The following is a 15,670-nucleotide window of genomic DNA, read 5'->3' on the forward strand; positions in this document are numbered from 1 at the left end:
TTATAAACATATAGATGATTTTATCTCGACTGAAAGCGTCTATTGGATTGGGGTGGAACCATTATGCACAATTTTGGGGGCTTTCAGTGTAGTGGTTGAGTTCTTCTCTAACTGCTCAATGCGATGTTTAGGAGATTCACCTGCTTTGTCTTGATCTGAACGAGCATAATCATAGGGGATAAGAAGTGTATCCAAGAAGGCTGAGAATGGAAGATCAATAGCAAGTAACGGTTTCATGACCCATCCTGTGTTGTCATCTTTCAGCATGCCAAGATTGGCCTTTGCTCCAGAATAATAACCTTGATAGGGGCCATTATGAGTCATGATACTGGAGCAGCCTGTGACAAGTAATCCACTCAATGTGGTACATAATAATAGAAGCACTTTACGGTTTTTTATCATTTCCATGATCTCATGAGTTAATTTGCCAATGTTCAGATAATTTATTTGCTCTCTAACACTGCTTTCTCCAAAGCATCAAGATAACCTTTAAATAATAACTAATTAATTATTCAATGCTATTTACTATAGTCAGGTAATATTCAGTTTGCTATAGCACTTATCGCTAAACTTAACGATTTTTTGTGATATGAGTTTAAATTCTGTTTGTATGCACATTCTTTAATGTGAAATATGAGATGTAGTGATCCCATCCAAATTTTAAGGATTATTTTTTTGGCGTTACAATGATGAGGTTGGTGATGACTACTTAAGAATTTTTACTTAATTTATCAGTGTGCGTTAGATCACAGAATGTGAATCGATCGTCTAAATTTGAGATATTAGAAATGATTTAAAGTAAAAAACCTTACTTATTCAACTTATTAGATTAGGTTTTTTCTGATTTAATGTACGCAATTCAGGGAAAGTGTATAAACAAGGATTGTTTTCTTTTCCTATTGTGTGTGAAGAATTCTTTTGGGATTCTAATAACTACTGGCCTGTTCTCAGGTAAAAGTCCTCGTTATCATCTTGCTCCCTCTCCCCTAAAGAGGGAGCTTTTTTTTATTGTGTTATTAAATCAATTTCCAGCTTCTTTATGCGCTATTTCTATCTCTTCAGAGAGAATGCGGATGCCTTCTTCAATCTTTTCTAAATCAGGAACATAATTCATACGCATACATTGATGGGCATGAGGCCAGTTCTGTTCTAAACCGGGGAAGAAGAAATGGCCCGGCACCATCAGAACTTTGCGTTTTTTCAATCTCTGATAAAGCACTTCTGTGGTGATGGGCAGGTTTTTGAACCAAAGCCAGAGGAAGATCGCTCCTTCTGGTTTATGGATAAGACAGCGATCTTCTGACATATGGCGGCGAATGATCTCAATAACACTGTCTACCCGTTTTTTATAAAAGGGCTGGATGACATTTTGCGATAAGCGGAACAGGTCATTACGTCTGATCATTTCCAGTGCAATAGATGAGCCAACCCCTCCCGGAGCCAGGCTGATAATGCCATTCATATTGCTGACTGATTTGATTATCTTCTCATTGGCAATGATAATTCCACAACGTGCTCCCGGAAGCCCAAGTTTGGACAAACTCATACACAGAATAATGTTGGGGTTCCACAACGGGGTCGCTTCGCTGAAAATAATGCCGGGGAACGGAACACCGTAGGCATTGTCGATTAACAGCGGAATTTGGTGTTGTTGAGCCAGTCCATCCAAGCGCAGTAATTCTTCGTCAGTGATAACATTGCCTGTTGGATTGGTTGGGCGGGAGACACAAATCAGGTTGATATCTTCAGAAATATTCAGATGATCGAAATCAACGTGATATTTGAATTGGCCATTGGGCAGCAATTCAATATTCGGTTTATTGGCAACAAACAACCCTTCATCCAGACCGGAATCAGAATAGCCAATATATTCAGGCGCAATAGGAAATAAAACTCGTTTCATTGAGCCATCTTCTGAGCGGCCTGCCAATAAATTAAAAAGGTAGAAAAAAGCGCTTTGGCTGCCGTTGGTTAACGCAATATTTTGTGGATGGATCTCCCACCCCAGTTTTTCCCGCAATTCTTCGGCCAGCGCTGTTATCAGGGTATTTTTCCCTTGTGGCCCGTCATAATTGCATAAGGTTTCAGTTAATTGGCCGCTTAATGCCATGTCAGTCAATATCTGTTGGAAATAATCATCCATTTCAGGAATATGGGCAGGATTGCCACCACCTAGCATGATAGCTCCAGGCGTTCTCAGACCTTGGTTGAGATCATTCATGAGGCGAGTAATGCCTGAGTCTTGTGTGAATTTGTTTCCGAATTGAGAGAATTTCATAGCGGCGTTTGTATCTCTATTTTATAGAAGAAAAGACACGATACCCCGCACCTTATTGGGGTGCAATGGGGTAGAGTAGCCAATTAATGATTCTATATATTGTAAACTGGCTTTTTTTTGAACCAAAAGACTGGTGGTGTAGTATTTTTCCAGTTTTATATTTCGGTTAAAAAATAGTGTTTGATTTTATGCACTGATTTCATTTTTTCGACATAAGCAGCTTATAAGGTGATCGTTAACTAAGCCAGCAGCCTGCATAAAAGCGTAACAGGTTGTACTACCAATAAATTTGAATCCCCGTTTTTTCAGTGCCTTTGAAAGTTCACCTGAAACGGAGGTTTGGGCAGGGACATCTGACAACGTTTTCCAGTGATTAATCTGTGGTACATGATCAACGAAATGCCAGATAAAGGAACTAAAGTCTTCGCCTTGTTCAGCCATGTTTAGGTAAGCACGGGCATTGTGAATAATAGCGTTGATTTTGGCACGATTGCGCACAATGGCAGGATCTTGCATCAGCCTATCAACATCATTTTCATCCATACTGGCAACTTTGGCCGGATCAAATTGATGGAAGCACTTTCTGTAACCAGCTCGTTTTTTCAGGATAGTGAGCCACGATAAACCCGCTTGCTGCCCTTCAAGGCAAATTAACTCAAAAAGTTGCTGGTTATCTCTCAGCGGATTGCCCCATTCATTATCGTGATAGGACAGGTAATCAGGATCCGATGTGACCCAACCGCAGCGAATTATCTCCTTGCTCATAAATCTGATTTCTCCATAGATATAGAAGGTGGTTAATTATTACGCCAATTTTAACTGTATAAATATACAAGTAAAGTAGCTTGAATAAGATTTTTTTATACTGCGGTGAAATTGAGGGGAGATCAGTGCTGTATATCTTACAGTCAAAGGGTATACTGATCGCTTTCATTTAAATTCATATGTATCGCGTGCGGATTCAACATGCAAAAGTTTGATACCAAAACCTTTCAGGGGACTATCCTGACATTACAGGATTACTGGGCGCGTCAAGGCTGTACCATTATCCAACCATTGGATATGGAAGTCGGCGCAGGAACTTCTCACCCTATAACCTGCTTACGTGCCTTGGGGCCAGAACCCATTGCAGCGGCTTATGTGCAACCTTCCCGTCGTCCGACTGACGGGCGTTATGGTGAAAACCCAAACCGCCTCCAGCACTATTACCAGTTTCAGGTTGTCATCAAGCCATCTCCAGACAATATTCAGGAACTTTATCTTGGCTCTCTGAAAGCGTTGGGACTCGATCCTTCCGTTCATGATATCCGCTTTGTTGAAGATAACTGGGAAAACCCAACCTTGGGTGCCTGGGGACTTGGCTGGGAAGTCTGGCTGAATGGTATGGAAGTGACTCAGTTCACTTACTTCCAGCAGGTTGGTGGCCTTGAATGTAAACCTGTGACCGGTGAAATCACCTACGGTCTGGAACGTCTTGCGATGTATATTCAGGGCGTGGACAGCGTTTACGATCTGGTGTGGAGCGATGGCCCGCTGGGTAAAACGACCTATGGCGATATTTATCACCAGAATGAAGTTGAACAGTCCACTTATAACTTCGAACATGCCGATGTGGATTTTCTGTTCACCTGCTTTGAGCAATACGAAAAAGAAGCTCAGGAATTGTTAGCGCTGGAGACTCCGCTGCCATTGCCGGCTTATGAGCGTATTTTAAAAGCGGCTCATACCTTCAATTTGCTGGATGCCCGTAAAGCGATCTCCGTGACTGAACGTCAGCGCTATATCCTGCGCATCCGTACTCTGACCAAATCGGTTGCTGAAGCTTATTATGCCTCCCGCGAGGCGCTTGGCTTCCCTATGTGTAACAAAACCATGTGTAACAAGAATTAAGAGGCCGTCATGACTCAACAGACTTTCCTTGTGGAAATCGGCACAGAAGAGCTGCCACCAAAGGCGCTGCGTTCACTGGCTGAATCTTTTGCGGCCAATTTTGAAGCAGAATTGAACAACGCCAATCTGGGTCATGGTGAAGTTAGCTGGTTTGCGGCTCCTCGCCGTTTGGCGCTGAAAGTGGCAGATTTGGCTGCGGCACAGGCCGATCGTGAGGTTGAAAAACGTGGCCCTGCGATTTCTCAGGCGTTTGATGCTGAAGGCAAACCAACCAAAGCGGCAGAAGGCTGGGCGCGTGGTTGTGGTATAACTGTTGATCAGGCTGAACGCATGGTAACCGATAAAGGTGAATGGTTACTCTATCGCGCTTATGTCAAAGGCTGTGAAGCTAAAGAGCTGCTGGCCGGTATGGTAAGCAGTTCATTGGGCAAATTGCCGATCCCTAAACTGATGCGTTGGGGAGATAAAGAAACTCAATTCGTGCGTCCTGTGCATACGATCACTATGCTGCTGGGCAGTGAAGTGATTGAAGGCGAAATTCTGGGTATCAAATCTGATCGCATTATTCGTGGTCACCGTTTTATGGGTGAAGCGGAATTTATCATTGAAAATGCAGAACAGTATCCGGCGATTTTGCAGGAGCGTGGTCGAGTCATTGCTGATTATGATGCGCGTAAGGCGGTCATTAAACGTGATGCAGAGCAGGCGGCCATGCAGCTTGGTGGTATGGCAGATCTGAGTGACAGTCTACTGGAAGAAGTGACTTCGTTGGTGGAATGGCCTGTTGTACTGACAGCGAAATTTGAAGAAAAATTTTTGGATGTTCCTGCCGAAGCACTCGTTTATACCATGAAAGGCGATCAGAAATATTTTCCGGTTTATGATAACTCCGGCAAATTGATGGCGAACTTTATTTTTGTTGCCAATATTGAGTCTTCTGATCCGCAACAAATTATTGTTGGTAACGAAAAAGTTGTGCGTCCACGTTTGGCAGATGCAGAGTTTTTCTTCAAAACTGACCGTAAACAACGTTTGGAAGATAACTTGCCACGTCTGGAAACGGTATTGTTCCAGAAACAGCTAGGTACACTGCGTGACAAAACGGATCGCATTCAGGCATTGGCTGGCTGGATTGCTGAAAAAATCGGTGCAGACGTCAATCATGCAACGCGGGCTGGGTTGTTGTCCAAATGTGACCTGATGACCAATATGGTGTTCGAATTCACTGATACGCAGGGTGTGATGGGAATGCATTATGCTCGCCATGATGGAGAAGCTGAAGATGTTGCGTTGGCACTGAATGAACAGTATCAACCGCGTTTTTCTGGTGACGAACTGCCATCGACAGGTGTTTCCTGTGCGGTAGCCATTGCGGATAAAATGGATACTTTGGCGGGTATTTTCGGCATTGGTCAGCATCCGAAAGGGGATAAAGACCCATTCGCATTGCGTCGCGCGGCTTTGGGTGTTTTGCGTATTATTGTCGAGAAAAAATTGCCTCTCGATCTCCAGACCTTGGCTGAAGAAGCTGTGCGTCTTTACGGTGACAAACTGACCAACGAAAAAGCTGTGGCTGATGTCGTTGAGTTTATGCTTGGCCGTTTCCGCACTTGGTATCAGGAACTTGGCTACAGTGTTGATACCATTCAGGCGGTACTGGCGCGTCGCCCGACCCAACCGGCAGATTTTGATGCCCGGGTGAAAGCGGTAACACATTTCCGTACGTTGGATGAAGCCGTTTCTCTGGCTGCCGCTAATAAGCGTGTTTCCAACATTCTGGCGAAATCAGAAGAGAAGCTGAATGACGGTGTTTTGGCTTCCGTATTGAAAGCAGCAGAAGAGATCCAATTGGCAACTCATCTCGTTGTGCTGAAAGAAAAACTGGCTCCTTTGTTTGTGGAAGGTAATTATCAGGATGCTTTGGTTGAATTGGCTTCCCTGCGTGAAGTGGTGGATGCGTTCTTTGACAACGTGATGGTCATGGATGAAGATTTGCAAGTGCGAGCCAATCGCCTGACACTATTAAGTGAACTGCGCGCCCTGTTCCTGCAAGTGGCAGATATTTCACTGCTCCAGTGATACCTGTATTCTGCGTTATTGATGAAAGCCTCGTGAGTTAAAGCGAGGCTTTTTACTGCACTTGATTTATTCAGATAGATCCAAAAAAAAGACTTAACAGGCGTATTCTGGTTGGTTTATCGTCAAATAAACACTTATCTTTAAAAAGGTATTGACGGTTTGTGGCGCTGGCAGTAAGATGCGCTTCGTTTTCGGCGAGTAGCGCAGCTTGGTAGCGCAACTGGTTTGGGACCAGTGGGTCGGAGGTTCGAATCCTCTCTCGCCGACCAGCATTCTGAAACCCCGCTCTTATGAGCGGGGTTTTTTCTTATGTGAAAAATAAAATTTTTCATACTTTTTTGTTAGATTAAAATTAGCGTTAATAAGCCAAATTAATAGCAAAAACTATTATTTTAACAAGCTATGTAATCATTCTTTCTCTAGTTGTTTATATTTAAATCATTTCTTCTGCGTGAATCTCATCAACATCTTATTCCCCCATCTTTTTTATAATCATAACTGCTCATTATTTAAGTAATTGGTCACAATTTCAAAATTATAATTACTAGAGGTTAATTCTTTTTATTGGCGGCTATTCTAGTGAATTTGTCTATTTAATGTGCTTCCCATCATGTTTTTTAACCACAATTGTTAATAATTCTTTTCTTTTATGTTTTCCTGATGTTTCTGATATTGTGCGTGATTAAGTTGACGTCAGACATAACACTTGATTAATTGATAAACGAAAAGCAAAAAAACATGCTGGGACAGTAGCTTCAGGAAGAAAACTCTGGGCTGGCAACGACATAATAAACATCACAAACGGAGTTCGAGTTATGATCTTCTCCAAAAAAAAACAGTCCAGTTTTTTGAAATTGGGTGTTGGCCTTGTCGCACTGGCTGTTACAGCCAGTATTCAGGCAAAGACACTGGTTTACTGCTCTGAAGGTTCTCCTGAAGGCTTCAACCCTCAGTTATTCACCTCTGGTACAACTTTTGATGCGAGTTCAGTACCCATCTATAACCGTTTAGTGGATTTTAAATTAGGTACGACAGAGATTATTCCGAGTCTATCCGAAAGTTGGGACGTGAGTGATGATGGCAAGATTTACACTTTCCATTTGCGTAAGGGCGTAAAATGGCACAGCAACAAGGAATTCAAGCCAACACGCGATTTCAATGCTGATGACGTGGTTTTCACCTTCATGCGCCAGAAGGATAAAAATCATCCATACTATAAAGTGTCAGGTGGGAGTTATGAATACTTTACTGGCATGGATTTGGGTAACATTATCAGCAAAATAGAAAAAGTGGATGATTACACCATCCGTTTTGTTCTATCCCGCCCTGAAGCGCCTTTCCTGGCTGATATCGGGATGGATTTCGCCTCTATTCTGTCTAAAGAGTATGCGGATGTTATGATGAAGGCTGGCACACCGGAGAAAGTTGATCTTAATCCGATCGGTACAGGCCCGTTTCAATTACAGCAATACCAAAAAGATTCGCGCATTCTCTATAAAGCCTTTCAGGATTACTGGGAAGGGCCTGCGAAAATTGACCGTTTAGTCTTCTCCATTACTCCTGACGCTTCTGTTCGTTATGCAAAATTGCAGAAAAACGAATGCCAAGTAATGCCATATCCAAATCCCGCTGACATTGCTCGTATGAAACAGGATAAAAACATTGTCCTGAAAGAACAGGCGGGTTTGAATGTTGGCTACCTTTCTTTCAACGTTACCAAGCCGCCGATGGATAACCAAAAAGTCCGTCAGGCATTGTCTATGGCGGTAAATAAAGATGCCATCATTGAGGCGGTTTATCAGGGAGCTGGTCAGAAAGCGAAAAACCTGATCCCACCGACCATATGGGGCTATAACGATGACATCAAAGATTACGCCTATGACCCAGCCAAGGCCAAGGAACTGCTGAAAGAAGCGGGTTTCCCGAATGGTTTTGAAACGGATTTATGGGCAATGCCGGTTCAGCGTCCGTATAACCCGAATGCCCGTCGCATGGCGGAAATGCTCCAAGCTGATTGGGCGAAGATTGGTGTTAAAGCCAAGATAGTCAGTTATGAGTGGGGAGAATATCTGAAGCGCGCCAAAGATGGCGAGCCGAAGACGGTTATGATGGGATGGACAGGTGACAATGGTGACCCTGATAACTTCTTCGGTACTTTGTTTAGCTGTGCCGCCAAAGAGAGAGGTTCCAACTATTCCAAATGGTGTTATAAGCCGTTCGATGACATTATCCTGACTGCCCGCGAAACTGCTGACATCAACAAACGTACCGAGCTTTATAAACAGGCTCAAGTTGTTATGCATGAGCAAGTTCCAGCACTGATCATCGGCCACTCCACGGTTTACGAGCCAATTCGTAAAGAGGTGAAGGGTTATGTTGTTGACTCTTTTAGTAAACACCATTTTTACAACGTTGATATCGAATAATCATTCTTGCTGTTGATTTGTTGCGCTTGACCATCCCCCGGATTTTTCTGCGGGGATGGTTTCGCTTCTCTGATGGGCAGGTCGAACCTTGTATTACACCAAACGGCCTGAAGAGCCGTAATTGGTATTTAAAAAGAGAATTCAGGATATGCTGCAATTTATCCTTCGGCGTTTGGGATTAGTGATCCCAACGTTTATTGGCATTACGCTGCTGACTTTCGCTTTTGTACATATGATCCCTGGTGATCCAGTGCTGATTATGGCGGGAGAACGTGGTATTTCTGCTGAGCGACATGCTCAATTATTGGCTGAAATGGGGCTGGATAAACCTCTGTGGGAGCAATACCTTCATTATATCAATGGCGTATTGCATGGTGATTTGGGGATCTCTTTGAAAAGTCGGATTCCAGTGTGGGACGAATTTGTTCCCCGCTTCAAAGCGACTTTTGAATTGGGGCTCTGTGCCATGTTATTTGCCATATCCGTTGGTATTCCGGTTGGCGTATTGGCGGCGGTCAAACGCGGTTCCATCTTTGATCACACCGCGATCGGGTTGTCATTAACAGGTTATTCCATGCCAATTTTTTGGTGGGGGATCATGCTAATCATGCTGGTTTCCGTTCAATGGAATCTAACCCCTGTTTCCGGGCGGATCAGCGATAGCGTATTTCTTGATGACAGTAATCCCCTGACGGGATTTATGCTGATTGATACGCTAATTTGGGGGGAAGAAGGTGACTTCACTGATGCAGTCATGCATATGATTTTACCTGCCGTAGTTCTGGGCACAATCCCGCTGGCAGTTATTGTGCGTATGACCCGTTCTTCCATGCTGGAAGTATTGGGTGAAGACTATATCCGCACCGCGCGCGCGAAAGGCTTGAGTCGTCTGCGAGTCATTATCATCCATGCTTTGCGTAATGCTTTGCTGCCAGTAGTCACGGTAATTGGCCTACAAGTGGGCATCATGCTGGCGGGTGCGATCCTGACAGAAACTATTTTTTCATGGCCGGGATTGGGGCGCTGGCTGATTGATGCCTTACAACGTCGTGACTATCCGGTCGTGCAGGGTGGCGTATTACTTGTGGCGACCATGATCATATTGGTCAATCTAGTGGTTGATTTGCTGTATGGCATCGTCAATCCGCGTATCCGTTATAAAAAATAAGGAGCACATGATGACTCAAACAACTGAGCCAGTAGTATCGGGTGCGCCGAAACTGATGACGCCGTTGCAGGAATTCTGGCACTACTTTAAACGTAACAAAGGTGCAGTCGTTGGCTTCTTCTATATTATCGTGATGTTGCTGGTGGCGCTTTTGGCGGGTGTATTAGCACCTCATGGGCCGGCCGAACAATTTCGTGATGCTTTGCTGACACCTCCGGTGTGGCAGGAAGGGGGAAGCTGGCAATTTATTCTTGGTACTGACGATGTTGGGCGCGATATCCTGTCCCGCCTCATGTACGGAGCACGTCTTTCATTACTGGTGGGCAGTTTGGTGGTGGTGATTTCATTGGCCATGGGGATCACGCTGGGGGTACTGGCGGGTTATTTCGGCGGTATTGTGGATACTATCATCATGCGCATCGTCGATATCATGCTGGCACTACCAAGTTTGCTGTTGGCATTAGTTCTGGTAGCTATTTTTGGCCCATCAATTGTCAATGCGTCATTGGCGCTGACTTTCGTTGCACTGCCTCACTACATTCGTCTGACAAGGGCGGCAGTGTTGGTTGAAGTGAACCGAGACTATGTGACGGCTTCTCGAGTGGCGGGTGCAGGTGCCATGCGTCAGATGTTCATCAATATCTTGCCAAACTGCCTTGCTCCGTTGATTGTGCAGGCATCATTAGGGTTTTCAAACGCCATTCTCGATATGGCTGCCTTAGGGTTTCTGGGTATGGGCGCCCAACCACCCACACCAGAGTGGGGTACCATGCTGGCAGATGTATTGCAATTTGCGCAGAGTGCATGGTGGGTTGTCACCTTTCCGGGGCTGGCTATCCTATTGACGGTGCTGGCATTTAACCTGATGGGGGACGGGCTGCGTGACGCACTCGATCCTAAGCTCAAGCAGTAGAGGTATTGTGAAATGGCATTGTTGAATGTAGACCAATTATCGGTGCACTTCGGGGATGAAGATGTACCATTTCGCGCTGTTGACCGTATCAGCTACCGTGTTGAGCAAGGCGAGGTTGTCGGAATTGTAGGGGAATCAGGCTCAGGTAAATCCGTCAGTTCGTTGGCGATTATGGGGCTGATTGATTATCCGGGCAAGGTCATGTCGGAAAAACTGGAATTTAATGGTCGTGACTTAAGCAAAATTTCAGAAAAAGAGCGTCGCCAATTGGTTGGTGCGGAAATAGCTATGATTTTCCAAGATCCTATGACCAGTCTCAACCCCTGTTACACCGTTGGTTATCAGATTATGGAAGCGCTGAAAGTTCACCAAGGTGGGAACCGGAAAACGCGTTACCAGCGTGCAATTGATTTGCTGACTTTAGTTGGGATCCCTGATCCGGCTTCTCGCTTGGACGTTTATCCACATCAACTCTCTGGTGGGATGAGTCAGCGTGTCATGATTGCTATGGCGATCGCCTGTCGCCCGAAACTACTCATTGCCGATGAACCGACGACGGCGTTGGATGTGACAATACAGGCACAAATCATCGAACTGTTGTTGGAGTTACAGCAACAAGAGAACATGGCCCTGATTTTGATCACACATGACTTGGCTCTGGTGGCTGAAGCGGCTCACCAGATTATCGTGATGTATGCAGGGCAGGTTGTGGAAGTGGGTAAATCCACCGAGATTTTCAGTGCCCCGCGTCATCCTTATACTCAGGCATTATTACGGGCATTGCCAGAGTTTGCGGTGGACAAATCCCGTTTGGCCTCGTTACCCGGGGTCGTTCCGGGTAAATATGATCGTCCGGTAGGGTGTTTGCTTAATCCTCGTTGCCCTTATGCCAATGAACATTGCCGTCAAGTGGAACCAGAATTGAAAACCGTTGGGGAGCGTCAGGTGAAATGTCACATACCGCTGGATGATGAGGGGAGGCCGACCATATGAGTGTTCAAAACCAGATGAGTATTCAAGACCATGCGAATGTTCAAAAAAATCGTGAACCGGAAAAAATGCCAGCTCCTTTGCTGAAAGCTAGCGGGTTAACGAAATATTATCCGGTAAAGACGGGGATCTTTTCTCCTGAGCGTATGGTAAAAGCGTTGGATGGGGTCTCATTTGAATTGGAGAAAGGCAAGACGCTGGCTGTTGTCGGGGAGTCCGGGTGTGGCAAATCCACGCTGGGACGGCTGCTGACCATGATCGAAAAACCGACGGAGGGAGAGCTTTATTATTTGGGGCAAAATTTACTGGTACCAGATAAAGAAGCAGAAAAACTCAGACGCCAGAAAATTCAGATAGTTTTTCAAAACCCTTATGCCTCTCTGAACCCGCGTAAAAAAGTGGGCCAGATTTTGGAAGAACCACTGCTGATCAATACGTCACTTACCACGGCGGAACGTCGGAAAAAAGTTTTTCTGATGATGGAAAAAGTGGGCTTGAAACCTGAACATTATCAGCGTTATCCGCATATGTTTTCTGGCGGCCAGCGTCAGCGTATTGCCATTGCCCGTGGATTAATGTTAAATCCGGATGTGGTGATTGCTGATGAACCCGTTTCTGCACTGGATGTTTCCGTGAGAGCGCAGGTTTTAAACCTGATGATGGACTTACAGCAAGAGTTGGGATTGTCGTACGTATTTATTTCCCATGATCTCTCAGTGGTTGAACATATTGCTGATGAAGTGATGGTAATGTATTTGGGACGTTGTGTTGAAAAGGGGAGTAAAGAAACGATCTTTACTAACCCTCGTCATCCTTATACACAGGCTTTATTGTCTGCGACACCGAGGCTGAACCCCGCGTTGCGCCGTGAACGTATCAAGTTGACGGGGGAATTGCCAAGCCCGATGAACCCTCCTTCGGGGTGTGCGTTTGCTGCTCGTTGTCGCCGTGCATTTAGCCCATGTACCCAATTTCAGCCTAAGTTGCAGCAATACGGCGAACAACTGATCGCATGCTTCGCGGTTGAACAGGATGAAAATCGCCCCACCTAATCGTGTCTGACCGTGGTATAACATGTAAACGTAGCAGTAAACGTTATGTATAGTAACGTCAGAGAATGCAGCGGTTATATCTCGGTCATTTTTCTACTTTGAACTAATCATAACTTTTTTGAAATAACCATAACTTTGCATACATCAAAATAAGACGGCCGCAAAGAAAATCAAGTATACTCAGTCGCCTTATTAAGGTGTAGCAGTTGGTATTTTACAATTATCGGTTTGGATAAGATGAAATTGCGTGTCAAACGTTCGTTAACCATTAAACAGATGGCCGCAGTGACAGGAGTCACTTTGGTAACTATTGCCATTTTCATCACCATTCAGTTATCCCATCTATTGCAGCAGCGGAAAGATGACTATATCAGCCAGCTTAATAACGCGGCTGTACAGATTCAGACGCCGTTGGCGGAAGCCTTGTTGAGTTCAGATCTCAATAAAGCAAAAGCGTTACTGATTGGCTTGAAGACCTCAGGCATTTTAGGCAGAGCTGACGTGGTATTGCCCGATAACGGTCGGATAATGAGCTTGAATTTTGCGACCCATCGCCCTATCCCGGAATTGGCTGAGCGATTTTTTGGTATTCCTGTTGAAGTACACATTCCGCTCTATGTTTATGGCGCTTCGCCAAGAAGCTCAGAGTCACAGGGAACCTTAATCTTGCAGGTTGATTCGAATCGGGTGTACCGTTTTGCCTTGAGTACACTCGCATTAATGTTGACTACCTATTTATTGCTTGCACTTATTCTTACAGTATCGATAAGCTGGTGTGTAAATCGCATTATCATACATCCACTGCGCAATATTGCGCTTAAACTGAACGAAGAACATCCACCAGAGCCTATGCCTTGCCCTAAGAGTCATCAGGATGATGAATTGGGACTACTGGTAAAAGGTTATAATCGCCAATCTAATAAGCAGAAAACGCGATCAAAATGAAACCTTACAAGATGAATAATAGTCTAATCCTTGGTGATAATATCTAGATTATTCTGATTGGCTTAGGTATCAAGGATACAATTAAACAGGTAGGGGTAAGTGAGAATGCAAGGCAACAAAATCAGATATCTTATTGGTGGCGCGATTCTGGCGACGACTTGCTTAGCACAAGCAGAAACCTTACAGCCTGACCCGGCTTGGCAACAAGGCAAACTTGAAAATGGCTTCAATTGGCAAGTCCTGCAAACACCACAGCGGCCCAATGACAGAATACAGTTGCGGTTATTGGTAAAAACGGGCTCATTAGCTGAGAAAAATCAGCAAAAAGGCTATACCTACCTTATCCCGAAAATCGTCTTATCCAGCAGTAAAGATTTGTCCTCGCAAAAACTGGAAAATCTATGGCATAACGCGATGAATACCAACAATCCCTTTCCTCCAGCCATTGTTTCATACGATTTTACACTCTATAGCCTGAGCCTACCGAATAACCGCCCTGATTTACTGCAAGATGCGCTGATATGGTTATCTGATATTGCCGGTCGCGCAGTATTTATGCCAGAGACATTAGCACAGGCCATGAAAGAGGCTGAATATCCGGTCACAACATTTCCGCCTGATATCCAAGATCCGATGTGGCGTATGCGGCTGAAAGGTTCTACCTTGATCGATCATGATCCGGGCATGGCCGTATCCGTGCCTGTAGACGTGAGGAAAGTCGCAAACTTTTATCAGCAATGGTACACGCCAGACGCAATGACACTCTATATCGCGGGTCACGTTGACAATCGGTTACTGTCAGAGCGGATTAATCAGGCATTTGCATCATTGGAAGGAAAACGGCAGACCCCCGTTCCTGTTCCAACACTGCTGCCACTAAAATCAGAAACGATTAACGTGGTCAGTGATAAAGTCCAACAAGACCGTTTATCTTTAAACTGGAACCTAAATTGGTTACAGATTAACGATTCGCAGACACTGATGCAGTATTGGCTAAACGACCTGGCGCGTGATGCGCTTTATCGTTATTTGCAAACAGAGCTTAAAGAAAAACATGATGGCATGAAGTTAGGCTTGGATTGCCGTGTGTTATATCAGCGGGCGAACTGCTCATTAAATCTGGATACTTCCAGAGACAAACTGATGGAATCCACACTTTATTTGGCTTCTCAGTTATCATCATTGCGTGAAAATGGGCTTCCGCAGGAACAATTTGATGAACTTTATGAGCAAAAACGAACGCAGCTTCAGCAATTGTTCGCCATGTATGCTCGTACAGACACTGATATTTTGATCAACCAACGTTTACTTTCACAACAAAATAACGTGACAGATATCGCTCCCGAACAATTCCGGCGCTTAAGGCAAACATTTTTATCTTCCCTGACACCACAGCTCTTGAATAACAGATTGAAAGAAATGCTGTCGCAAGAAATCTCTTTTATTCTGGTGCAACCCAAAGGTGAAGAAAAGGTTGATGTTAATCTAATCAAAGATAGCTTTAACCAGATTATGCGCCCGGGACCATTGCCAGAAAAGCCTCAACAATCTGAAACTGAAACAACGAAAGAAGTGGAGTAAGGTTGTACGAAGAAGAGCTATTTTTAGGTTGATTTAAGGTGAGTGCCCTGATCTTTGTGTTCTATAACGGATTGGCAATTACGAGGCAGGGTGATCATCAAACAGACCGGAAGATCGCGAGGGATCTTTCCGGCTAGGCTTGAATACTAAAAAAGATGATTTAGGACCAGACCATTCAAGTTTATCTTTCAGGTGGTTAGGAACAATACTGAATAAAGTTCTTATATCATCTTTATGAGAAAAGTAATTTAACCCGAATTCTGCTTAAGCCATCATTGGAACAGCTTCTTCTGAGTAGAAAACTTTCAGTGATGGTTTTTTCAATTTAAGGCAGTAAGCAATCAGTCC

General features: G+C 44.5%; 12 protein-coding genes and 1 tRNA gene. 10 read left to right on the plus strand and 3 right to left on the minus strand.

Annotation, left to right across the window (positions count from 1 at the left end; translation table 11 throughout):
- Window positions 1-39 precede the first annotated feature (39 nt).
- The 3 genes from Xhom_RS04625 to Xhom_RS04635 form a co-directional block, all read right to left on the minus strand.
- Window positions 40-408, minus strand: a complete 369-nt coding sequence (locus Xhom_RS04625) for a YceK/YidQ family lipoprotein (protein ID WP_069317604.1) — start codon at window positions 406-408, stop codon at window positions 40-42.
- 613 nt (window positions 409-1,021) lie between these two features.
- On the minus strand, window positions 1,022-2,278 hold the full coding sequence (locus Xhom_RS04630; protein ID WP_069317605.1) for a valine--pyruvate transaminase: 1,257 nt from the start codon (window positions 2,276-2,278) through the stop codon (window positions 1,022-1,024).
- 186 nt (window positions 2,279-2,464) lie between these two features.
- Window positions 2,465-3,043, minus strand: a complete 579-nt coding sequence (locus Xhom_RS04635; protein ID WP_069317606.1) for a DNA-3-methyladenine glycosylase I — start codon at window positions 3,041-3,043, stop codon at window positions 2,465-2,467.
- Between the two features lie 201 nt (window positions 3,044-3,244).
- Here Xhom_RS04635 and glyQ point away from each other — a divergent pair, with 201 nt between their 5' ends.
- The 10 genes from glyQ to Xhom_RS04685 all read left to right on the plus strand — a co-directional run bounded on the left by glyQ (window position 3,245) and on the right by Xhom_RS04685 (window position 15,322).
- A complete protein-coding gene (gene glyQ, locus Xhom_RS04640; RefSeq protein ID WP_069317607.1) occupies window positions 3,245-4,168 on the plus strand; it encodes a glycine--tRNA ligase subunit alpha in 924 nt (307 codons plus the stop codon).
- Between the two features lie 9 nt (window positions 4,169-4,177).
- Window positions 4,178-6,247: a glycine--tRNA ligase subunit beta gene (gene glyS, locus Xhom_RS04645; protein WP_069317608.1), complete on the plus strand. Its 2,070-nt coding sequence runs from the start codon at window positions 4,178-4,180 to the stop codon at window positions 6,245-6,247.
- 192 nt (window positions 6,248-6,439) lie between these two features.
- A tRNA-Pro gene (locus Xhom_RS04650) sits at window positions 6,440-6,516 on the plus strand.
- A 546-nt stretch (window positions 6,517-7,062) separates the two neighbouring features.
- On the plus strand, window positions 7,063-8,673 hold the full coding sequence (gene dppA, locus Xhom_RS04655) for a dipeptide ABC transporter periplasmic-binding protein DppA (RefSeq protein ID WP_069317609.1): 1,611 nt from the start codon (window positions 7,063-7,065) through the stop codon (window positions 8,671-8,673).
- Between the two features lie 148 nt (window positions 8,674-8,821).
- Window positions 8,822-9,841, plus strand: a complete 1,020-nt coding sequence (dppB, locus tag Xhom_RS04660; RefSeq protein ID WP_069317610.1) for a dipeptide ABC transporter permease DppB — start codon at window positions 8,822-8,824, stop codon at window positions 9,839-9,841.
- Between the two features lie 10 nt (window positions 9,842-9,851).
- A complete protein-coding gene (gene dppC / locus Xhom_RS04665; protein WP_069317611.1) occupies window positions 9,852-10,754 on the plus strand; it encodes a dipeptide ABC transporter permease DppC in 903 nt (300 codons plus the stop codon).
- Between the two features lie 12 nt (window positions 10,755-10,766).
- Window positions 10,767-11,747 (plus strand): dipeptide ABC transporter ATP-binding protein, encoded by a 981-nt coding sequence (gene dppD, locus Xhom_RS04670; RefSeq protein ID WP_069317612.1) that lies wholly within the window; start codon window positions 10,767-10,769, stop codon window positions 11,745-11,747.
- A 65-nt stretch (window positions 11,748-11,812) separates the two neighbouring features.
- Window positions 11,813-12,796 carry a dipeptide ABC transporter ATP-binding subunit DppF gene (gene dppF / locus Xhom_RS04675; RefSeq protein ID WP_099139673.1) on the plus strand — a complete coding sequence of 328 codons (984 nt, stop codon included), beginning with the start codon at window positions 11,813-11,815 and terminating at the stop codon, window positions 12,794-12,796.
- A 237-nt stretch (window positions 12,797-13,033) separates the two neighbouring features.
- Window positions 13,034-13,741 (plus strand): HAMP domain-containing protein, encoded by a 708-nt coding sequence (locus Xhom_RS04680; RefSeq protein ID WP_069317613.1) that lies wholly within the window; start codon window positions 13,034-13,036, stop codon window positions 13,739-13,741.
- Window positions 13,742-13,846: 105 nt separating this feature from the next.
- Entirely contained in the window at window positions 13,847-15,322 is a 1,476-nt protein-coding gene (locus Xhom_RS04685; RefSeq protein WP_069317614.1) for a M16 family metallopeptidase, read from the plus strand.
- Window positions 15,323-15,670 lie beyond the last annotated feature (348 nt).

The sequence above is a fragment of the Xenorhabdus hominickii genome (genome assembly GCF_002632725.1).
Classification (GTDB): Bacteria; Pseudomonadota; Gammaproteobacteria; order Enterobacterales; family Enterobacteriaceae; genus Xenorhabdus; species Xenorhabdus hominickii.

What these genes read in the sequence shown, in the direction of transcription:
- Xhom_RS04625 (WP_069317604.1), bottom strand. Translation starts at nt 408, where the DNA reads ATGGAAATGATAAAAAACCGTAAAGTGCTTCTATTATTATGTACCACA.
- Xhom_RS04685 (WP_069317614.1), top strand. Translation starts at nt 13,847, where the DNA reads ATGCAAGGCAACAAAATCAGATATCTTATTGGTGGCGCGATTCTGGCG.
- glyS (WP_069317608.1), top strand. Translation starts at nt 4,178, where the DNA reads ATGACTCAACAGACTTTCCTTGTGGAAATCGGCACAGAAGAGCTGCCA.
- dppC (WP_069317611.1), top strand. Translation starts at nt 9,852, where the DNA reads ATGACTCAAACAACTGAGCCAGTAGTATCGGGTGCGCCGAAACTGATG.
- Xhom_RS04680 (WP_069317613.1), top strand. Translation starts at nt 13,034, where the DNA reads ATGAAATTGCGTGTCAAACGTTCGTTAACCATTAAACAGATGGCCGCA.
- dppA (WP_069317609.1), top strand. Translation starts at nt 7,063, where the DNA reads ATGATCTTCTCCAAAAAAAAACAGTCCAGTTTTTTGAAATTGGGTGTT.
- dppD (WP_069317612.1), top strand. Translation starts at nt 10,767, where the DNA reads ATGGCATTGTTGAATGTAGACCAATTATCGGTGCACTTCGGGGATGAA.
- Xhom_RS04635 (WP_069317606.1), bottom strand. Translation starts at nt 3,043, where the DNA reads ATGAGCAAGGAGATAATTCGCTGCGGTTGGGTCACATCGGATCCTGAT.
- dppB (WP_069317610.1), top strand. Translation starts at nt 8,822, where the DNA reads ATGCTGCAATTTATCCTTCGGCGTTTGGGATTAGTGATCCCAACGTTT.
- glyQ (WP_069317607.1), top strand. Translation starts at nt 3,245, where the DNA reads ATGCAAAAGTTTGATACCAAAACCTTTCAGGGGACTATCCTGACATTA.
- dppF (WP_099139673.1), top strand. Translation starts at nt 11,813, where the DNA reads ATGCCAGCTCCTTTGCTGAAAGCTAGCGGGTTAACGAAATATTATCCG.
- Xhom_RS04630 (WP_069317605.1), bottom strand. Translation starts at nt 2,278, where the DNA reads ATGAAATTCTCTCAATTCGGAAACAAATTCACACAAGACTCAGGCATT.